Origin of the sequence: Ectothiorhodosinus mongolicus (genome assembly GCF_022406875.1) — a bacterium.
Classification (GTDB): domain Bacteria; phylum Pseudomonadota; class Gammaproteobacteria; order Ectothiorhodospirales; family Ectothiorhodospiraceae; genus Ectothiorhodospira; species Ectothiorhodospira mongolica.
In genome coordinates this window covers 945847-960781 of record NZ_CP023018.1, presented here as the reverse complement: position 1 = coordinate 960781, position 14935 = coordinate 945847, and the positions used below count along the sequence as shown (strand labels likewise).

The following is a 14935-nucleotide window of genomic DNA, read 5'->3' as shown; positions in this document are numbered from 1 at the left end:
TATGAGTGCTTCGCTCGCGCTGGCTTGAGCAAACCGAAGGCAAAGGCAAATTCATGGACCATGAGTCAACACCGCCGGAAACATCCACTCCTTGGCTTAGCATCATAGGCTTGGGTGAGGAAGGCGTCGAGGGTCTGTCCCCAGCAGCTCGGCAATTGCTGGCACAAGCGCATCATGTGTTCGGCGCGCGTCGTCATTTGCAGCTCACCGAATCTTTGATCGGTGATAAGGGGGTCGCCTGGAAATCGCCGCTGAGCGACAGTATGGCTGACTTGATGCAACTGCGCGGTGAAGCTGTGGCGGTTCTGGCATCGGGCGATCCTTTTTTGCATGGCATTGGCAATACTTTGCGCCGCTTTTTGCCTGCTGAGGAAATGCTTTGTGTCCCTACGCTTTCCAGTTTGACGCTGGCCGCTGCCCGACTCAAATGGGAACAAAAACACAGACCGGTGGTTTCCTTGACGCATCGTCCCTTGGAGTGTCTGCGACCGGCTCTACAGCCGGGTCGGGGTTTGTTTGTGTTAAGTGCAGATGCTAGCTCGCCGCGGCTTGTTTGTGAGGCGCTGAGTGAGTGGGGCTTTGGTGACAGCCGAGTTTGGGTGCTGGAGAGTTTGGGTGGTCCGCGCGAACGCATTCGTCAGTGTTTGGCTAAGCGTTTCACTTTTGCAGATGTCGCTGCACTCAATCTCATGGGGCTGGAGGTCAAGGCAGACCCCGGAGCGCGCATCTGGCCCGTAGCCCGTGGTTTGCCGGATGATTGGTTCGAACATGATGGCCAGATTACCAAGCGTGAGATCAGGGCTGTGACCCTATCCAGCCTTCAACCCCAGGCAGGGCAATTGTTATGGGATGTGGGTTGCGGTTCGGGGTCCGTGTCTATTGAGTGGCTCTTGGCGCATAAAGCCAACCAGGCCATCGGTATCGAGGTGGATGTTGATCGGGCAGCGCGGGCGACGCGCAACAGTCTGGCCTTGGGTGTGCCACAGTTTGAGGTGCGCATCGGTCAGGCGCCCGATTTATTGCTGGATCTGCCCACTCCGGATGCCATTTTTATTGGCGGTGGTGCGCGTAATCCTGAATTAATAGAAACTTGCTGGACGGCGCTGCGTGCTGGCGGTCGTCTGGTGGTGAATTGCGTGGCAGTAGAAACCGAATTGGTGGTACAAAATGCTTGGCAAAAGCTGGGTGGGCATCTCAGTCGCCTGTCGGTTGAGCGCTTGGATGCAGTCGGACAAATGCACGCTTTTCGTCCTGGCATGACCGTTTTACAGTGGGTAGTGCAAAAGCCGGAGATGGTTTTATGACCGTACATTTCATCGGCGCTGGCCCGGGCGCGGCTGATTTACTGACTTTGCGAGCCGTGCGCCTATTGGCGGCCTGTCCAGTTTGTCTTTATGCCGGCTCAATTATACCCAAGGAGGTGCTGAGCCATTGCCAACCAGGCGCTCGATTGGTGGATACTGCCCCCTTGGATCTCGATGCCATCGAAGCCGAGTATCAGCGAGCGCATACGTCGGGCGAGGATGTGGCACGCCTGCACTCTGGCGACTTATCGATTTATAGCGCTGTGGCCGAACAAATTCGTCGCTTGGAGCGTCTTGGGATTGCCTGGACCATGACACCGGGTGTGCCCGCATTTGCCGCCGCTGCGGCGGAATTGGGGCGGGAACTGACGCTGCCCGAAGTCAGCCAAAGCCTAGTGATTACGCGCTTGTCGGGACGCGCCTCGAAAATGCCTAAGTCCGAGACTCTAGAGCAGTTTGCTGGTAGTGGTGCCACGCTAGCCATTCATCTGGCGGTCAACCGATTGGAAGAAGTGGTGGCAAAACTTTTGCCCTTTTATGGATCCGACTGCCCAGCCGCGGTCGTCGTTCGCGCCACCTGGCCGCAACAGTTATTGGTGCGCTCCTCCTTAGGACAGCTGGTAGCTGCAAGCAGTGCCCATGAACTGGAGCGAACGGGCCTCATTTTGGTCGGTCCTGCTTTGGGTGGACAGGATTTTCGCGAAAGCGCATTGTATGATCCAGATTATCACCGTCGCTACCGGGTATAATTTCACCAGAAATGAATATTGCCACCAATAATTTGGGCACTTTGGTGCCGGGGCTGCCGATACTCACGCCCGGGGATGTATGGATTGTGGGTGCCGGTCCGGGTGACCCGGGTTTGCTCACAGTGCATGCCCTGTCCGCATTGATGCAGGCCGATGTCTTGGTCCATGATGCCTTGGTGGATCAGCGTGTCCTAAACTTGGCGCGGCCCGGTGCGGCGCGGGTTTTTGTCGGTAAACGGGGCGGCAAACCCTCTACCCCGCAAGACGATATCGTTGTGACGCTAATTGACCAGGCGCGACGCGGCTTTAGGGTGGTGCGTCTCAAGGGGGGAGATCCCTACATCTTCGGGCGTGGTGGCGAGGAAGTGGCCGCATTAAAAGCGGCTGGTATCGGTCACCGAGTGATCCCTGGGCTCACGGCTGGTCTGGCCGGCTTGGGTGCTGTGGGTATTCCCGCCACTCATCGTGGGGTCAATCAGGCGATTTTCCTAGCAACAGGCCATGGGGCCGGCAAACAAATGACTCCAGACGGCATCGATTGGTTGCAGGTGGCCAAGCTGGGGCAGCCAATCGTGTTGTATATGGGCCTGAAAAATCTGCCTCTCATACTCAGTGACCTATTTGCTGGCGGTATGGCGCCTCAGACTCCGGCAGCGGTCATCGCCTCCGCGACCACTGCAGATGAACGAGTATTGATTACCACGGCAGATAAGCTTGAGGAACACATGCAGCAGGAGGATTTTGCTGCGCCGGTGATTATCGTCATCGGCCATATCGTTGCCTGTCGGGCCGAACTGGAGCAGGTAGTGACGCAGGCGGCCAGCGAAGTGGTGGGAATCGGGTAAAGACCGGAGTATTTGGGGATAGTGATGCCTTTTTGCTGGGCCAGAAGCGTTTTTGTAGTCATTGTTGTGGTGCTGGGCACGGCCAGCATGGTGTCCAGTTGTGGTCAAAAAGGTGACCTTTTCCTGCCCAGTGACGCACCGCAGCAGGACTGATACGCCCTCATGGATTATTTCAATTATTCGGGCGGCGTCTTGCATGCTGAGCAAGTCAATCTTGAAGATATTGCTAAGCAACACGGAACCCCTGCCTATGTCTATTCAAGGGCGACGCTAGAGCGCCATTGGAAAGCGTTTGATCAGGCGCTGGCTGCGCGGCCTCATCTCATTTGTTATGCGGTAAAAGCCAATAGTAATTTGGCCGTGCTCAATGTGTTGGCACGCCTCGGTTCGGGCTTTGACATCGTCTCGGTGGGTGAGTTGGAGCGCGTGCTCCTAGCCGGTGGGCAAGCCGACAAAGTGGTGTTTTCCGGTGTCGGCAAGCAGCCCCAAGAAATTCGCCGTGCCTTAGAGGTGGGTATCCGCTGCTTTAATGTTGAATCTGAGCCTGAGCTCAGGCGCATCAATCAAATCGCTGGCGAACTGGGGGTCTTGGCGCCGATCTCCTTGCGAGTCAATCCGGATGTGGATGCGAAGACGCATCCTTATATTTCCACGGGGCTCAAAGAGAACAAGTTTGGTTTGGATGTTGAGACTGCGCTGACGGTATACCGCCAAGCGGCGGATCTGCCGCATGTGCAGGTGGTTGGTATTGATTGTCACATCGGCTCGCAGCTAACCCGCACCGAGCCCTTTGTTGACGCCTTGCGGCGAATGCTGGATTTGGTCGGTTCACTAAATGCGGAGGGTATTCATCTCCAGCATTTGGATCTTGGCGGTGGCCTGGGAATCCGCTATCGCGATGAGAATCCGCCGTTGCCAGAGGACTACGCTCGGGAGATGCTGGCGGAACTGCAAGACTTGGATTACGAGATTTTATTAGAGCCTGGGCGGGCCATTGCCGGTAACGCCGGGGTGCTCTTGACTCGGGTGGAGTACCTGAAACCGACTGCCGATAAGTATTTTGCGGTTGTCGATACGGCCATGAACGATCTGATTCGCCCGGCTCTTTATGATGCTTGGATGGACATTGTGCCCGTGCGGCCGCGTGATGTAGCGCCAGCCACTTGGGATATTGTTGGGCCTGTCTGTGAAACCGGTGATTTTCTTGGTAAATCTCGAGCACTGGCTTTAGAGACGGGTGATTTGCTGGCCATTCGCTCCGCCGGTGCTTATGGTTATGTGATGAGTTCGAATTACAATACGCGTCCGCGTCCACCGGAAATCATGGTCGACGGGGACCGGGCCTATCTCGTTAACCCTCGAGAAAGCCTGGATGCCCTGCTGGCGCGAGAAACCCTTTTGCCCGATTAAGGAGTCCGCGATGCCACGCGAAATCGTTACCACACTCGATGCCCCCCAAGCCATCGGTACCTATTCTCAAGCCATCAAAGTGGGCAGCACTGTCTACCTGTCGGGGCAGATTCCCTTGGTGCCAGACACCATGGAAATGGTGGAAGGCGGCATGGAGATTCAGATCCGACGGGTATTCGACAATCTGGCCGCGGTAGCCAAAGCAGCCGGCGGCGGTCTCGCTGATGTGGCTAAGCTCAACGTGTTTCTGACCGATCTGGCGCATTTTCCTCTGGTCAACCAGGTGATGAGCGAATACTTCCACGAGCCTTACCCCGCGCGCGCCGCCATTGGTGTGGCCAGCCTGCCCAAGGATGCGCAGGTAGAGATGGATGCCATCCTCGTCTTGGAGTGAGGATCGTCTCGACACGCTAAAAGGTGTCGGCCCGAAAATGGCCGTCCGGCTGGAGCGGCTGGGCATCCACAGTGTGACCGATTTGTTGTTCCACTTGCCGATGCGCTACCAGGATCGCACGCGCGTCCGGCCCCTGGGCAGTGTGCGCCCCGGGGAAGAAGTCACCATTGATGCCACAGTTCAGCTCAATGAGGTGATATTAAGGGGTCGGCGCATGCTGGTGGTGCGCGTTGCCGACGGCACCGGCAGCCTGTCGTTGCGCTTTTTTCATTTTTCCCTGGCGCAGCAGAATATGCTCGCGCGCGGGACATTGCTGCGCTGTTTTGGTGAAATCCGCCTTGGGGGACAGGGCTTGGAGATGGTACACCCTGAGTATCGGATTCTGCGGCCCGAAGGTGAGCCGCTGGAATTGAGCCTCACGCCGATCTATCCCACTACCGAGGGTTTGCACCAGCTCGGCTTGAGGCGACTTACTGATCAGGCTTTGCAGCGCGTGGATTCTCTGCCGGATTATCTGCCCCCGCAATTGCTGGCACTGGCGGGACTGCCCGACCTACTCTCGGCCCTGCGCTTTGTGCACCGCCCTCCCCAAGATGCGCCTTTGGATGAACTGCTGCAGGGACAACACCCGGCGCAGCGGCGCCTCGCTTTTGAAGAGTTAGTGGCGCATCACTTGAGCATGGAGAAGCTGCGCCGCCAGACCACCCAACAACCCGCAGCAGCCCTTCGCAGCGCGGGTAAGCTCCTAGATGCGCTGAAAACCCAGTTGCCATTTGCACTGACGGCGGCGCAACAGCGAGTCATTGCCGAGATACTGGAGGACATGGCCAGACCCCAGCCGATGTTGCGTCTGGTGCAAGGTGATGTGGGTTCCGGCAAAACCCTAGTGGCGTTGGCGGCTTGTTTGCAGGCCATCGAGTCAGGTTATCAGGCGGTGGTCATGGCTCCCACTGAATTACTCGCTGAACAGCATTTGCGAAATTTTAAGGCGTGGCTGGAACCCTTGGGTATCCAAACTGCGTGGTTTTCCGGTAAGCAAGGCGTCAAACAACGGCGTGAGGCTCTGGAAGCCATCGAAACGGGTAGTGCGGCGATTGCGATCGGCACGCATGCCTTATTTCAGGAAGAGCTTCAGTTTCGCAATCTGGCTCTGGTTGTGGTCGATGAACAACACCGTTTTGGCGTACATCAGCGCATGGCCCTACGCGACAAGGGACAACGAGATGGTCACTTGCCACATCAGTTGATTATGACCGCCACACCGATCCCAAGAACCTTGGCCATGACCGCATATGCAGACCTAGATTATTCGGTGATCGATGAGTTGCCGCCAGGGCGCCAACCGGTGCAAACCGTAGCGATCAGTGATCAGCGGCGCAATGAGGTGGTGGATCGCATTCATCATGCGATTCGTGAGGGTCGCCAAGCCTATTGGGTTTGTACTCTGATTGAGGAGTCTGATGCTTTGCAGGCGCAGGCAGCAGAGCACACTCATGAAGCATTGCGAACAGCCTTAAGTGATGTTTCCGTGGGTTTAATACATGGCCGCATGAAGCCGCGTGAAAAAGAGGCGGTGATGTCGGCGTTTAAGCAGGGTGATATTCAACTCTTGGTCGCCACAACGGTGATCGAGGTAGGTGTCGATGTGCCCAACGCTTCATTGATGGTGATTGAGAATGCCGAGCGCCTCGGTTTGGCTCAGCTGCATCAGCTTCGTGGGCGTGTGGGGCGAGGTAGCACTCAGAGTTCCTGCGTGCTGATGTATCATCCGCCTTTGTCAGAGACCGCGCAGCACCGCCTCAATGCCATGCGCGCCAGCACCGATGGATTCGAGATTGCGCGAATTGACCTGGAATTGCGGGGTCCCGGGGAAGTTTTGGGGACCCGACAAACGGGTATGATGCAATTTCGCATTGCCGATTTGCTGCGCGATGAGGCCATGATCGACGATGCCAAACAGGTAGCCGCCAGTTTGTTGGAAGATTATCCTGACCGCGTGGAGTTACTGATTGATCGCTGGCTTGGGGATGCTCAGGCCTACGGTAAGGTAGGGTGAATTATGTTTGGATTATTCAAGAAAGCCGCCATGCCCAGTGCTGAGGAGGCCTTGCCGGGCCGTACTGAGCCCATGGCAGTTCCAGAAAAACATGCGGTTTTGCAGACACCCATGACGCCGCCCTATCCCGCGGATATGCGTAAAGCGCTGTTTGGTTTGGGCTGTTTCTGGGGTGCTGAGCGCAAGTTCTGGGAGCTAGACGGGGTGTATGCGACTGCTGTTGGCTATGCCGCTGGTCACACCCCCAATCCGACGTATCGCGAGGTCTGCAGCGGTATGACCGGACACAATGAGGTGGTGTTGGTGGTTTTTGATCCTCAAAAAATCGCTTACACGGAGCTTTTGAGAGTATTTTGGGAGAGCCACGATCCCACACAGGGCATGCGTCAAGGCAATGATGTAGGCACTCAGTACCGATCAGGCATTTATTGCTACGATTCAGAACAAAAAGACCAGGCCGACGCCAGTCTTGAGACTTTTGAACGGGCTTTAACGACAGCAGGGCATGACCCGATCACCACAGAAATCATCAGCGCGCCCGAGTTTTATTTCGCTGAGGACTACCATCAGCAGTATCTGGCCAAAAATCCTGGCGGCTATTGTGGGCTGGGTGGTACCGGCGTGCGCTTTAATCCTCCCAGTTAAGCAAAGCGGTTCTCAAACGCTCAGATAGTGGCTGCTCACCCAGCCAAATGCCCACATATAGGCGCGCGAATTTGTCATCGTTGATGCTGACCAAATACTGATCATTGAACCACAGACTGATGCCTTCGCCGGGACGGTAATCGAGGCGGTAGCGGTCGCCTGGTTCGGTGCTTTGATAGCTTTGGTGCAGTCTTTGGATATGTGTGGAATACCGATCCAAAACTTCTGGACCGTGCTGCCGGGCTAATGCCACATCCGCTGCTTTAACGATGTTATCGGCACTCACGCCAATCAGATATTCGATTTTCAGACTCAGTGGCACATCTTTTTGCAACACCTGCTCAACCCGAGCATCGCTGGGCGCAAACAAAGCGGCATCATAGACGCGCACAAAGCGCATCCAGGTGGCCGTACCACTGCTTTTGAGCACAAGATCTTGGTTTGAGGGAATCATTGATACTGCGCCAAGAGAGCTGCTTAACATCAGCATCAATGCAAGCGGCGCAAACCACACTTTTTTTGCCCGAGTGATCATGGGGTCAGCTCCACAGGGATTCTACCCAGATACGACCATCTCACTTCTTACTGGTTCAATCTGTGCGCTGGAATACCAGCGTGACTTCACCCAAACGGATGCCAAATTTGCTCATGACGGCACGGTTGATCATCACACCATCAGACTGAAGAAACATCCAATCATCAAACTTCACTTTAATCGTGCCGTTGCGATAAGGCAGATCCAAGGTATAGCTGAAATTAAAGGCATTGCCTTCAAGATGCCCTTTGGCAACACCGATGACATCATCAGCACGCCCTTCATAGGTATTCTCATCAATACGCCGCAGACGCCAGATGCGTTTGTCGACCTCGCCATCGCTGTATAAAAAATCTTCATCGAGCACCAATTCATCGCCATCCATATAGCCATGGATGTCTACCGTGAATTGGCGCTGTACCTGGCCACTGCGGTCTTGAAAGATGCCCCAAGCACGGGTCTGGCCAATGAAATAGTCTTCTAGGTTCAATTGCGGCTCACTATGGCGGTAGTTTTCAATGGAAACGCTGCTGCAGGCACTCAAGAACAGCAGAACCAATGGCAAAAGCATAAAGGCAATCAGACGTTTCATAAAGCGCGCTCTCCATCAATGCGTTCTCGCAGTGCCTGTTGCGTGGCCTGATCTAGGCTAAAGCGCCACATCATGCGGGCGGCTGCGAGCTTAAAAGGAATAGGCAATGCCCCATAGAGTAAAGCCAGTGCCCATGGATTGCCATTGGCGTCAGGCGCAGGATCGGTGCTAAAGCCAGTCAGTGCCAATAAGGGGAAAGACAATCCAACCGCCAAAGCCAAGGCCAGTTTGGTGGTCATGCCCCATAGGCCAAAAAACAAACCGGCTCGCTCACCGCCGCCCTGGGCGGTATCCATATCAATGACATCCGCTTGAATGGATGCTGGAAGGGCCATATCAATACCCAAGCTTAGGCCGCTGAGCGCGCAAATCACGAAAAATGGCCAAAAGTCCCCGGGACCCAGAAACGGCGCCCACATAAAAATCAGGCAGGCCCAAAGCATCGATAGACTCCAGACCCGGTGTTTTCCCCATCTTTTCGCCAACGCCAAGCCAATGGGTAAGCCCAAAATGCCGCTGACAAAGTATATGCCCAGCAATACCCCGAACTGATCTGGTGTCTGCAGAACGTAAGTGACGAACAATAAAAACAGCGTGGCCGGTAGACCATTAGCCAAGCCATTCAACAAATAGGCACTGATCAGGCGCGCAAAGTATGGGTTCTCGCGCAGCAAAGACAGCCCTTGAACTACCGGCACGGGTGGCCCGCGACGCTGTGGTTCAGGCACCCACCAAAGGGCGATGAACAAAGCCAAAGGTAAGGCAATGAGCAGCATCCACTGCAAAGCCGAGAGAATCTCACCGGTTTGGTTGCTGGCCAGCCCCAGCGCCAGTGGCAGGCCGGCAGCCACCAGCGTTCCCAGCAGCACAAAGCCCTCGCGGCTCGCGGTGATCTGGCTGCGCCGGTGGTAATCCTCGGACAATTCAGCGCCCCAGGCGCTATATGGCAGAGTAATCAGACTCCAAGCCAGGTAAACCAGCAGGCTCCAAAATAACAGCCAGCCGGCTCCGGCATCTTCGGGCGGCGTGAACAAAGCGCTGATGGAAATCATCAACAAAGGCGCCGCAACCGCCATCATCCATTTGCGGCGATGTTTGATCGGCAGATAATCCGACAGTGCACCAATCAAAGGGTCGGAAATCACATCGGTGGCGCGCGCCAGCAGCAATAGAAAGCCGACAGTAGCCAGCCCTAGGCCGATCTCGGTGCCATAAAAGGTCGGTAGGTAGATATACAAGGGCAGGCCCAAAGCGGCCAACGGCAGGCCGGGCAGGCCATAAAGCCAAAAATGCCAGGCCCGCTCCTGGGAGGCTGTCTGCATTTATGTCGCAGCTTGCGGTTTTTGCAGTACCAGCTGACACAGATCGATACACCCATCCCGAAAACCGGCTTCGCAATAGGACAGATAGTATCGCCACATTCTCAAAAAGCGCTCATCAAAGCGGTCACGAATAGCCGCGGCATGGGCGTTACAGCGTTCATGCCATTGTGCCAATGTTTGGGCATAGTCTTGTCCAAAACAATCACAGGCGATTTGCGTAAACCCTTTTTCATCGACCAGTTGGCGCAAAACACCCGGTGAGGGCAGCATGCCGCCGGGAAAAATGTACAGCTGAATGAAATCTGCTGACAGTCGGTAGGTCTCAAAATCTTTGTCATTGATGGTGATTATCTGCAAGGCGATGCGGCCACCTGGGCGAATCACTTTGTGCAGCATTTTGAAATAAGTGCCCCAATAGGCCTCACCCACCGCTTCGAACATCTCGATGCTGACTACGTGATCAAACCGTTCGTTCAGATCGCGGTAATCCTGCAGTCGTAAATCCACTCGATCGCTAAGACCTGCCTTGGCCATACGCTCACGGGCCCAAGCCAGTTGTTCGCGCGATAAAGTAATGCCGGTGACGCGCATGCCCTGCTTGGCGGCGTACTCAGCAAAGCCACCCCAGCCGCAGCCAACCTCAAGAATATGGTCGCCGGGCTTGGCATTTAAAGACTCTAGCAAGCGCGCATATTTGTTGGTTTGCGCTTGCTCCAATGGCTCATCTTCATGTTTGAAGAGGGCGCTGGAGTAGGTCATGCTGGGGTCCAGCCATTGCGCATAAAAATCATTACCTAGATCGTAATGCGCTTCGATGTTGCGTCTGCTTCCCTTGCGCGTATTGCTGCGCAGCATGTGTTTTAAGCGCAGCACCCAGCGCACCAGGCCCTTGGCTCCTAGGGTCTCACTCAGCGAATGAAAATTGCGCGCACCCCAAAACAACAGTTCCGTCAGGTTGCCTGAGTCCCAGTCACCATCCATGTAAGCCTCAGCCAGGCCCGTGTCTCCGCGGCGCGCGACTTTTTTCAAAACGCGCATGGGATTGTGCAGGTGGATATGGGCTTCGGGCCCGGGTTCGGCCCCTTCAATCAGATAATTCTGGCCATCGACGCGAAAACGCAGTGTGCCGTAGCGAAAATCCTTGAAATAACGATAAATGGCCAAAGCCAACCATGAGGCTCTGGCCTCTGGCAGCACAATCGCCTGTTCGTGTTCAGCGCTCACTCAAAACACCCCTGAAACGGTGGATCTTCATCAACTGTGTCCCATCATACAAAAACCTTAGCAATTTGCTACGGCTTAAGCAGAATTAATCATTGCGATCGCGTTGTGCCCGCCAGCGCTGATATTGCGGCCAGTCGCGATAAGCCCCGCTTCGCACATAGTCAAGGCGCGCCAAAAAGCTCTGCAAATGATCATCACGGGTTTCGCTAGGCAGATGTCCGTCATGATCAATCAACCAAGTGCTATCCATGCGAAAGGCTTCCGAACCATCCTCTGCAAAAAATACCAGACCCGGACGATGCGTCAAATCCAACGCGGCGGCCAAAGACTGTGCCGAGCCATGTTGCCCGTCGGGCAATACGACCTGACCAAGCGCATCGCTGTTGAGTTCGAGCGTGTAGAAACCCTGAAGTTCAGCTTGCACCTCGGGATGCTGCAAAATCAGCTGACTAAGCCGCCGACACTCCTCGCAATCATCTCGGTTAAACAAGACCACTGCGGGCTTGGGGTTGGCGCGTCGCTGGGCGTTTAGATCGGCTGGCGCCTGCTGAAATTGGGGCACTAAGGCATGGGGGCTAGCCGGACTCGGCCTAGGCGGCTGTTCCAGTGCAGCAAATTCACGCAAAGACATGGATTGCCAAGAGTCTGAGGCCAGAAAGTCGAGGATTAAATGCATGCGCTCGGGATCGGCAAAACCCACATGACGCAGCATGCGCTCACCTTGTTGATTGATGAATAACAGGGTTGGAGTGAATGTGGCGCGTTCTCGCTCTGACAGTTCTCGGGCGCGAATCAGCTCACCCGATAAATCGGTGATATCGACATCACTAAACACATCGATGGCCATGACATCAAATTGCGCCGCAAAGCGCTCTACCACGGTCTCATCTTGAAAGGTACGCCGCGCCATAGCGACACAATGCAGGCAGGTTTCGGCACTAAAAAACAAAGCAATGCCCTGTTTGCCGCGATCACCCGCTGCCTCTAGATCTCCGCGCAGATCGTAAAAGCCCTGCACAAACCATTCGGGGTATTCGATACGCTCGCGTGCTTCTGCCGGAGTCATTGCCACCAAAAACAAAGTGGCCAATAAGCACACACCCCAGCCGCTGAGCGTTTTTGTCATCGGCGTTAATATGCTGTTCATAAATAGGGCTCCAGCATCCCATGAATATCGACCGATGCTCGCAGTTTACGACAAAGCATAAAAGTGCCCATGAATTTGCGATGCAAAAACAAGGTGCCGGGAACTGGGGTGCGGCGAAAACGATTGTCCATGAATAATTCTCGGCCGCGATAGTAGACGCGCTCGAACAGATCAGATTGGCCGAAGTCATAGGCTCCGGATTGTCTGACCGGCTCCCCTGAGAGTCGCAGCAAATCGATCATCTCGTTGGCATCCTCGCGTGGCGTGTGCGCATCGATATAGCCCAGCGCTTCACAGCCCTCGCGAATACCCGCTCGGTCATCGGCCCGCGCCGCACGCGCGAGCTGGCGATAGCATTCCACCCACTGCGCTTCAACACTTTGCGCAGCGCCGAAATCCAGCAGGCTGAGCCGCCGAGTCGGCCGGTCATACAGATAATTGGCAAAATTGGGATCGGTCTGTACCAAGCCGAATTCAAAGAGCTCACGAAAACTCAGTTCCACCAGCAGCTGCGCGATCAAATCCCGATGCTGACGCTCAGCGCCCTGTTGCATGACGCGCTCGACTGACTCCCCCTGCAAAAAATCCATCGCCAAAATTTCCGGGGTGGTCAGATCTTCATGGGGGCGCGGTACGCGTAGATGCTCATGCGTACCAACTCGATCCGCGTAGCGCCGCATGGCATCAGCTTCTGCCCCATAGTCGGTCTCACGATGCAGCATCAGGCGAGCCTCTTCAAGCATCGGTGCAATATCCAAGTCGCGCGGCAGCAGTGGAAAGGTGGTCAATAAAAAACGTAGGTTGCGGATATCGCTATCGATACTGCGGCGCACGCCGGGAAACTGGATTTTCAGTGCCAGTTCCCGCCCATCAGCAGTTTTCACTCGATGCACTTGGCCAATCGAGGCTGCGGCAATGGGCTGGAGTTGCATCTGCACAAAACCGCTTTCCCAGCCTTTTCCATAGGCATTCTTCAATGTGGCAGCCAACTGGCCCAGCGGCATGGGCTCGGCATCATGACGCAAAGTGCCCAGTATTTCCGCGATCTCTGGACTCAGCAGATCACTGCCATCCATGGACATCAACTGGCCCATCTTCATCACTGCGCCGCGCATCTGCGCCAGTCTTTCGGTAAAGCGGCGCATTTGTGCCGGTGCTAGTTCGATTGGACCGCGCTGACTGGGTTGGCGGCGACTGATTTCCATTAAGCCTTTGGTGCCAAGGCCTGCTGCCAACGAACCGGTGGCCATGCCCAGGTGCCAGAGCCGGCTCAGGCGCGAGCTAGGAACAGCCTTGCCACGTGGCGAGGCGGGCGGTTTGCTGGGGGCTGACATGCCCCCATCTTAGCCTGAATCAAGCTCCGGGCACGATGTTTAGGCGTCGGCCCAAATGCATGACAGCGGTGATCAGTATTAAGCAGGCCACCAAAACAGGGGCAAAAGCTTGGTCGAAATACAGGGCCGTGAACCACGCAAGCACATAGCTGAAGACTGCAATCACCAACGATGTCAGCACAAAGCCGCGGGCGTGGCGGGCGATGGGCGTCGCCGCCCAAGCCGGTAACAGTAATAACGCGAGTGAGGCAGGTAGGCCCATGGTGACCGTCCCCAAGACAATCACACACGTCCACCAGCTGGCCTCAAGAAGCAGCGCACTCAGACTCAGGCGAGTTCCTTTGCCAAGATCAGGCCCAGCCTGAGTGAGCAACCATTGTCGCAACAGCCGCGGGAAGAGAATCGCACTAGCGACTAGTACTAAGAGCGCCACTAGGCTCAAATCACGCGTCACAAAATACAATTGGCCCTCGGCCCAGCGCGCTGCCGCCAGCTCAGCTTGACCAAAGTTACCGGCCAGTAACATCACGCCCGCGATACCCCCCAGAAACAGCAGCATGGGCCAACGCTGCGCATCATTTTTCCAATGCAAAAAAGCAATCGCCAAGGCGGCGGTTCCTAGCGCCACAGGCAGTATCGGTAGGGCCAGGGTGCTGGCAAACACGCCGCCCAGCGCCGACCATTGACTCACCGCCAGTGCTTGCCAAATGGAACCCCGCAGAAACAACCCGGCACTGGCCAGCCCCAGCACCGCTGCCATGCCTAAGCCAGTGGCAAATGCCATCCACCACATGCTCACGATTGATCCACCAAAGCACTGACCGAGGTGATGGGAAATCCCACGGCGGCGGCAAAATCAGCGTCATGTGTGGACATCAACACCACTTTACCCGCCGAGCACTGCTGAATAAGCTCGATGCTGGCATCGCGCACCTCAGTATCGAGATGGTTGGCAGGTTCATCCAGCAGCAATAGGGGCACCGGCAGATTCAACACCGATGCCAAGCGCAAAAACTGCCACTGGCCGCCGCTTAATTGATCCAGCCGACGGCCCCTCAGGCGATCTAACAGGGGATGACTAAAGGGGTCAGACCCCATCAATACCAGCCAGTCTTCGCTGGATAGCGGCCAAGGTCGGGGTCGTGCATGCTCTTGTGCCAAAAATCCAAACTTCAGATCCGCAGCATGGATGAGTTGACCTTGGAGTAAGGACAGTTTGCCGGCCAAGGTTTGTAGCAGCAGCGACTTGCCGCTGCCGTTGGGCGACATCAAGCTCAAGCAGTCGCCCCGTTGTAAGCTCAGTGTCACTGGCCCGAATACGGCTTTGGAAAACCCAAATACCCCCTGCTGCACTTGCAGCAAGGGGCTCGGCGACACG

16 protein-coding genes are annotated in these 14935 nt (G+C 55.7%); 8 read left to right on the top strand and 8 right to left on the bottom strand.

Annotated elements, in window-relative coordinates:
* The first annotated feature begins 5 nt into the window (after nucleotides 1-5).
* Genes cbiE through msrA form a run of 8 tightly spaced genes read left to right on the top strand, consistent with a single transcriptional unit; the run spans nucleotide 6 to nucleotide 7403 of the window.
* Nucleotides 6-1304, top strand: coding sequence for a precorrin-6y C5,15-methyltransferase (decarboxylating) subunit CbiE (gene cbiE / locus CKX93_RS04410; protein ID WP_234982807.1), 1299 nt, complete (start codon nucleotides 6-8; stop codon nucleotides 1302-1304).
* Nucleotides 1301-2053, top strand: a complete 753-nt coding sequence (cobM, locus tag CKX93_RS04405; RefSeq protein ID WP_076755483.1) for a precorrin-4 C(11)-methyltransferase — start codon at nucleotides 1301-1303, stop codon at nucleotides 2051-2053. Before cbiE ends, cobM begins: the two co-directional genes overlap by 4 nt.
* 11 nt (nucleotides 2054-2064) lie before the next feature.
* A complete protein-coding gene (gene cobA / locus CKX93_RS04400; RefSeq protein ID WP_076755482.1) occupies nucleotides 2065-2898 on the top strand; it encodes a uroporphyrinogen-III C-methyltransferase in 834 nt (277 codons plus the stop codon).
* A gap of 24 nt (nucleotides 2899-2922) precedes the next feature.
* Nucleotides 2923-3051, top strand: coding sequence for an LPS translocon maturation chaperone LptM (gene lptM / locus CKX93_RS09540; RefSeq protein ID WP_076755481.1), 129 nt, complete (start codon nucleotides 2923-2925; stop codon nucleotides 3049-3051).
* A gap of 9 nt (nucleotides 3052-3060) precedes the next feature.
* Complete coding sequence (gene lysA, locus CKX93_RS04390) at nucleotides 3061-4308, top strand: diaminopimelate decarboxylase (RefSeq protein ID WP_076755480.1); 1248 nt, start codon at nucleotides 3061-3063, stop codon at nucleotides 4306-4308.
* A 10-nt stretch (nucleotides 4309-4318) separates the two neighbouring features.
* Nucleotides 4319-4702, top strand: coding sequence for a Rid family detoxifying hydrolase (locus tag CKX93_RS04385; RefSeq protein WP_076755479.1), 384 nt, complete (start codon nucleotides 4319-4321; stop codon nucleotides 4700-4702).
* Nucleotides 4680-6758, top strand: a complete 2079-nt coding sequence (gene recG / locus CKX93_RS04380; protein ID WP_076755478.1) for an ATP-dependent DNA helicase RecG — start codon at nucleotides 4680-4682, stop codon at nucleotides 6756-6758. The genes CKX93_RS04385 and recG overlap by 23 nt, the downstream gene beginning before the upstream one ends.
* 3 nt (nucleotides 6759-6761) lie before the next feature.
* Entirely contained in the window at nucleotides 6762-7403 is a 642-nt protein-coding gene (gene msrA / locus CKX93_RS04375) for a peptide-methionine (S)-S-oxide reductase MsrA (RefSeq protein WP_076755477.1), read from the top strand.
* Here the strand turns inward: msrA and CKX93_RS04370 are convergent.
* The 8 genes from CKX93_RS04370 to CKX93_RS04335 all read right to left on the bottom strand — a co-directional run bounded on the left by CKX93_RS04370 (nucleotide 7387) and on the right by CKX93_RS04335 (nucleotide 14934).
* Nucleotides 7387-7857 (bottom strand): chalcone isomerase family protein, encoded by a 471-nt coding sequence (locus CKX93_RS04370; protein WP_159435525.1) that lies wholly within the window; start codon nucleotides 7855-7857, stop codon nucleotides 7387-7389. The two genes, msrA and CKX93_RS04370, sit on opposite strands and share 17 nt — an antisense overlap.
* A gap of 136 nt (nucleotides 7858-7993) precedes the next feature.
* On the bottom strand, nucleotides 7994-8530 hold the full coding sequence (locus CKX93_RS04365; RefSeq protein ID WP_084178660.1) for a DUF3833 domain-containing protein: 537 nt from the start codon (nucleotides 8528-8530) through the stop codon (nucleotides 7994-7996).
* Nucleotides 8527-9852: an MFS transporter gene (locus tag CKX93_RS04360; protein WP_076755475.1), complete on the bottom strand. Its 1326-nt coding sequence runs from the start codon at nucleotides 9850-9852 to the stop codon at nucleotides 8527-8529. The genes CKX93_RS04365 and CKX93_RS04360 overlap by 4 nt, the downstream gene beginning before the upstream one ends.
* Nucleotides 9853-11076 carry an SAM-dependent methyltransferase gene (locus tag CKX93_RS04355; RefSeq protein WP_076755474.1) on the bottom strand — a complete coding sequence of 408 codons (1224 nt, stop codon included), beginning with the start codon at nucleotides 11074-11076 and terminating at the stop codon, nucleotides 9853-9855. It lies immediately after the preceding gene.
* A gap of 85 nt (nucleotides 11077-11161) precedes the next feature.
* Complete coding sequence (locus tag CKX93_RS04350; protein WP_076755473.1) at nucleotides 11162-12223, bottom strand: thioredoxin family protein; 1062 nt, start codon at nucleotides 12221-12223, stop codon at nucleotides 11162-11164.
* Nucleotides 12220-13557, bottom strand: a complete 1338-nt coding sequence (locus CKX93_RS04345) for an ABC1 kinase family protein (protein WP_076755472.1) — start codon at nucleotides 13555-13557, stop codon at nucleotides 12220-12222. Before CKX93_RS04345 ends, CKX93_RS04350 begins: the two co-directional genes overlap by 4 nt.
* 19 nt (nucleotides 13558-13576) lie before the next feature.
* Entirely contained in the window at nucleotides 13577-14341 is a 765-nt protein-coding gene (locus CKX93_RS04340; protein ID WP_234982806.1) for an ABC transporter, read from the bottom strand.
* Nucleotides 14342-14352: 11 nt separating this feature from the next.
* On the bottom strand, nucleotides 14353-14934 hold the full coding sequence (locus CKX93_RS04335) for an ATP-binding cassette domain-containing protein (RefSeq protein WP_076755925.1): 582 nt from the start codon (nucleotides 14932-14934) through the stop codon (nucleotides 14353-14355).
* Nucleotide 14935 lies beyond the last annotated feature (1 nt).

Bases quoted from the DNA above. Each gene is read 5' to 3' on its own strand.
- lysA (WP_076755480.1), top strand. From the start codon at position 3,061: ATGGATTATTTCAATTATTCGGGCGGCGTCTTGCATGCTGAGCAAGTC.
- cobM (WP_076755483.1), top strand. From the start codon at position 1,301: ATGACCGTACATTTCATCGGCGCTGGCCCGGGCGCGGCTGATTTACTG.
- CKX93_RS04345 (WP_076755472.1), bottom strand. From the start codon at position 13,557: ATGTCAGCCCCCAGCAAACCGCCCGCCTCGCCACGTGGCAAGGCTGTT.
- CKX93_RS04385 (WP_076755479.1), top strand. From the start codon at position 4,319: ATGCCACGCGAAATCGTTACCACACTCGATGCCCCCCAAGCCATCGGT.
- CKX93_RS04340 (WP_234982806.1), bottom strand. From the start codon at position 14,341: ATGGCATTTGCCACTGGCTTAGGCATGGCAGCGGTGCTGGGGCTGGCC.
- CKX93_RS04365 (WP_084178660.1), bottom strand. From the start codon at position 8,530: ATGAAACGTCTGATTGCCTTTATGCTTTTGCCATTGGTTCTGCTGTTC.
- msrA (WP_076755477.1), top strand. From the start codon at position 6,762: ATGTTTGGATTATTCAAGAAAGCCGCCATGCCCAGTGCTGAGGAGGCC.
- CKX93_RS04370 (WP_159435525.1), bottom strand. From the start codon at position 7,857: ATGATTCCCTCAAACCAAGATCTTGTGCTCAAAAGCAGTGGTACGGCC.
- lptM (WP_076755481.1), top strand. From the start codon at position 2,923: ATGCCTTTTTGCTGGGCCAGAAGCGTTTTTGTAGTCATTGTTGTGGTG.
- cobA (WP_076755482.1), top strand. From the start codon at position 2,065: ATGAATATTGCCACCAATAATTTGGGCACTTTGGTGCCGGGGCTGCCG.
- CKX93_RS04360 (WP_076755475.1), bottom strand. From the start codon at position 9,852: ATGCAGACAGCCTCCCAGGAGCGGGCCTGGCATTTTTGGCTTTATGGC.
- recG (WP_076755478.1), top strand. From the start codon at position 4,680: ATGCCATCCTCGTCTTGGAGTGAGGATCGTCTCGACACGCTAAAAGGT.
- CKX93_RS04350 (WP_076755473.1), bottom strand. From the start codon at position 12,223: ATGAACAGCATATTAACGCCGATGACAAAAACGCTCAGCGGCTGGGGT.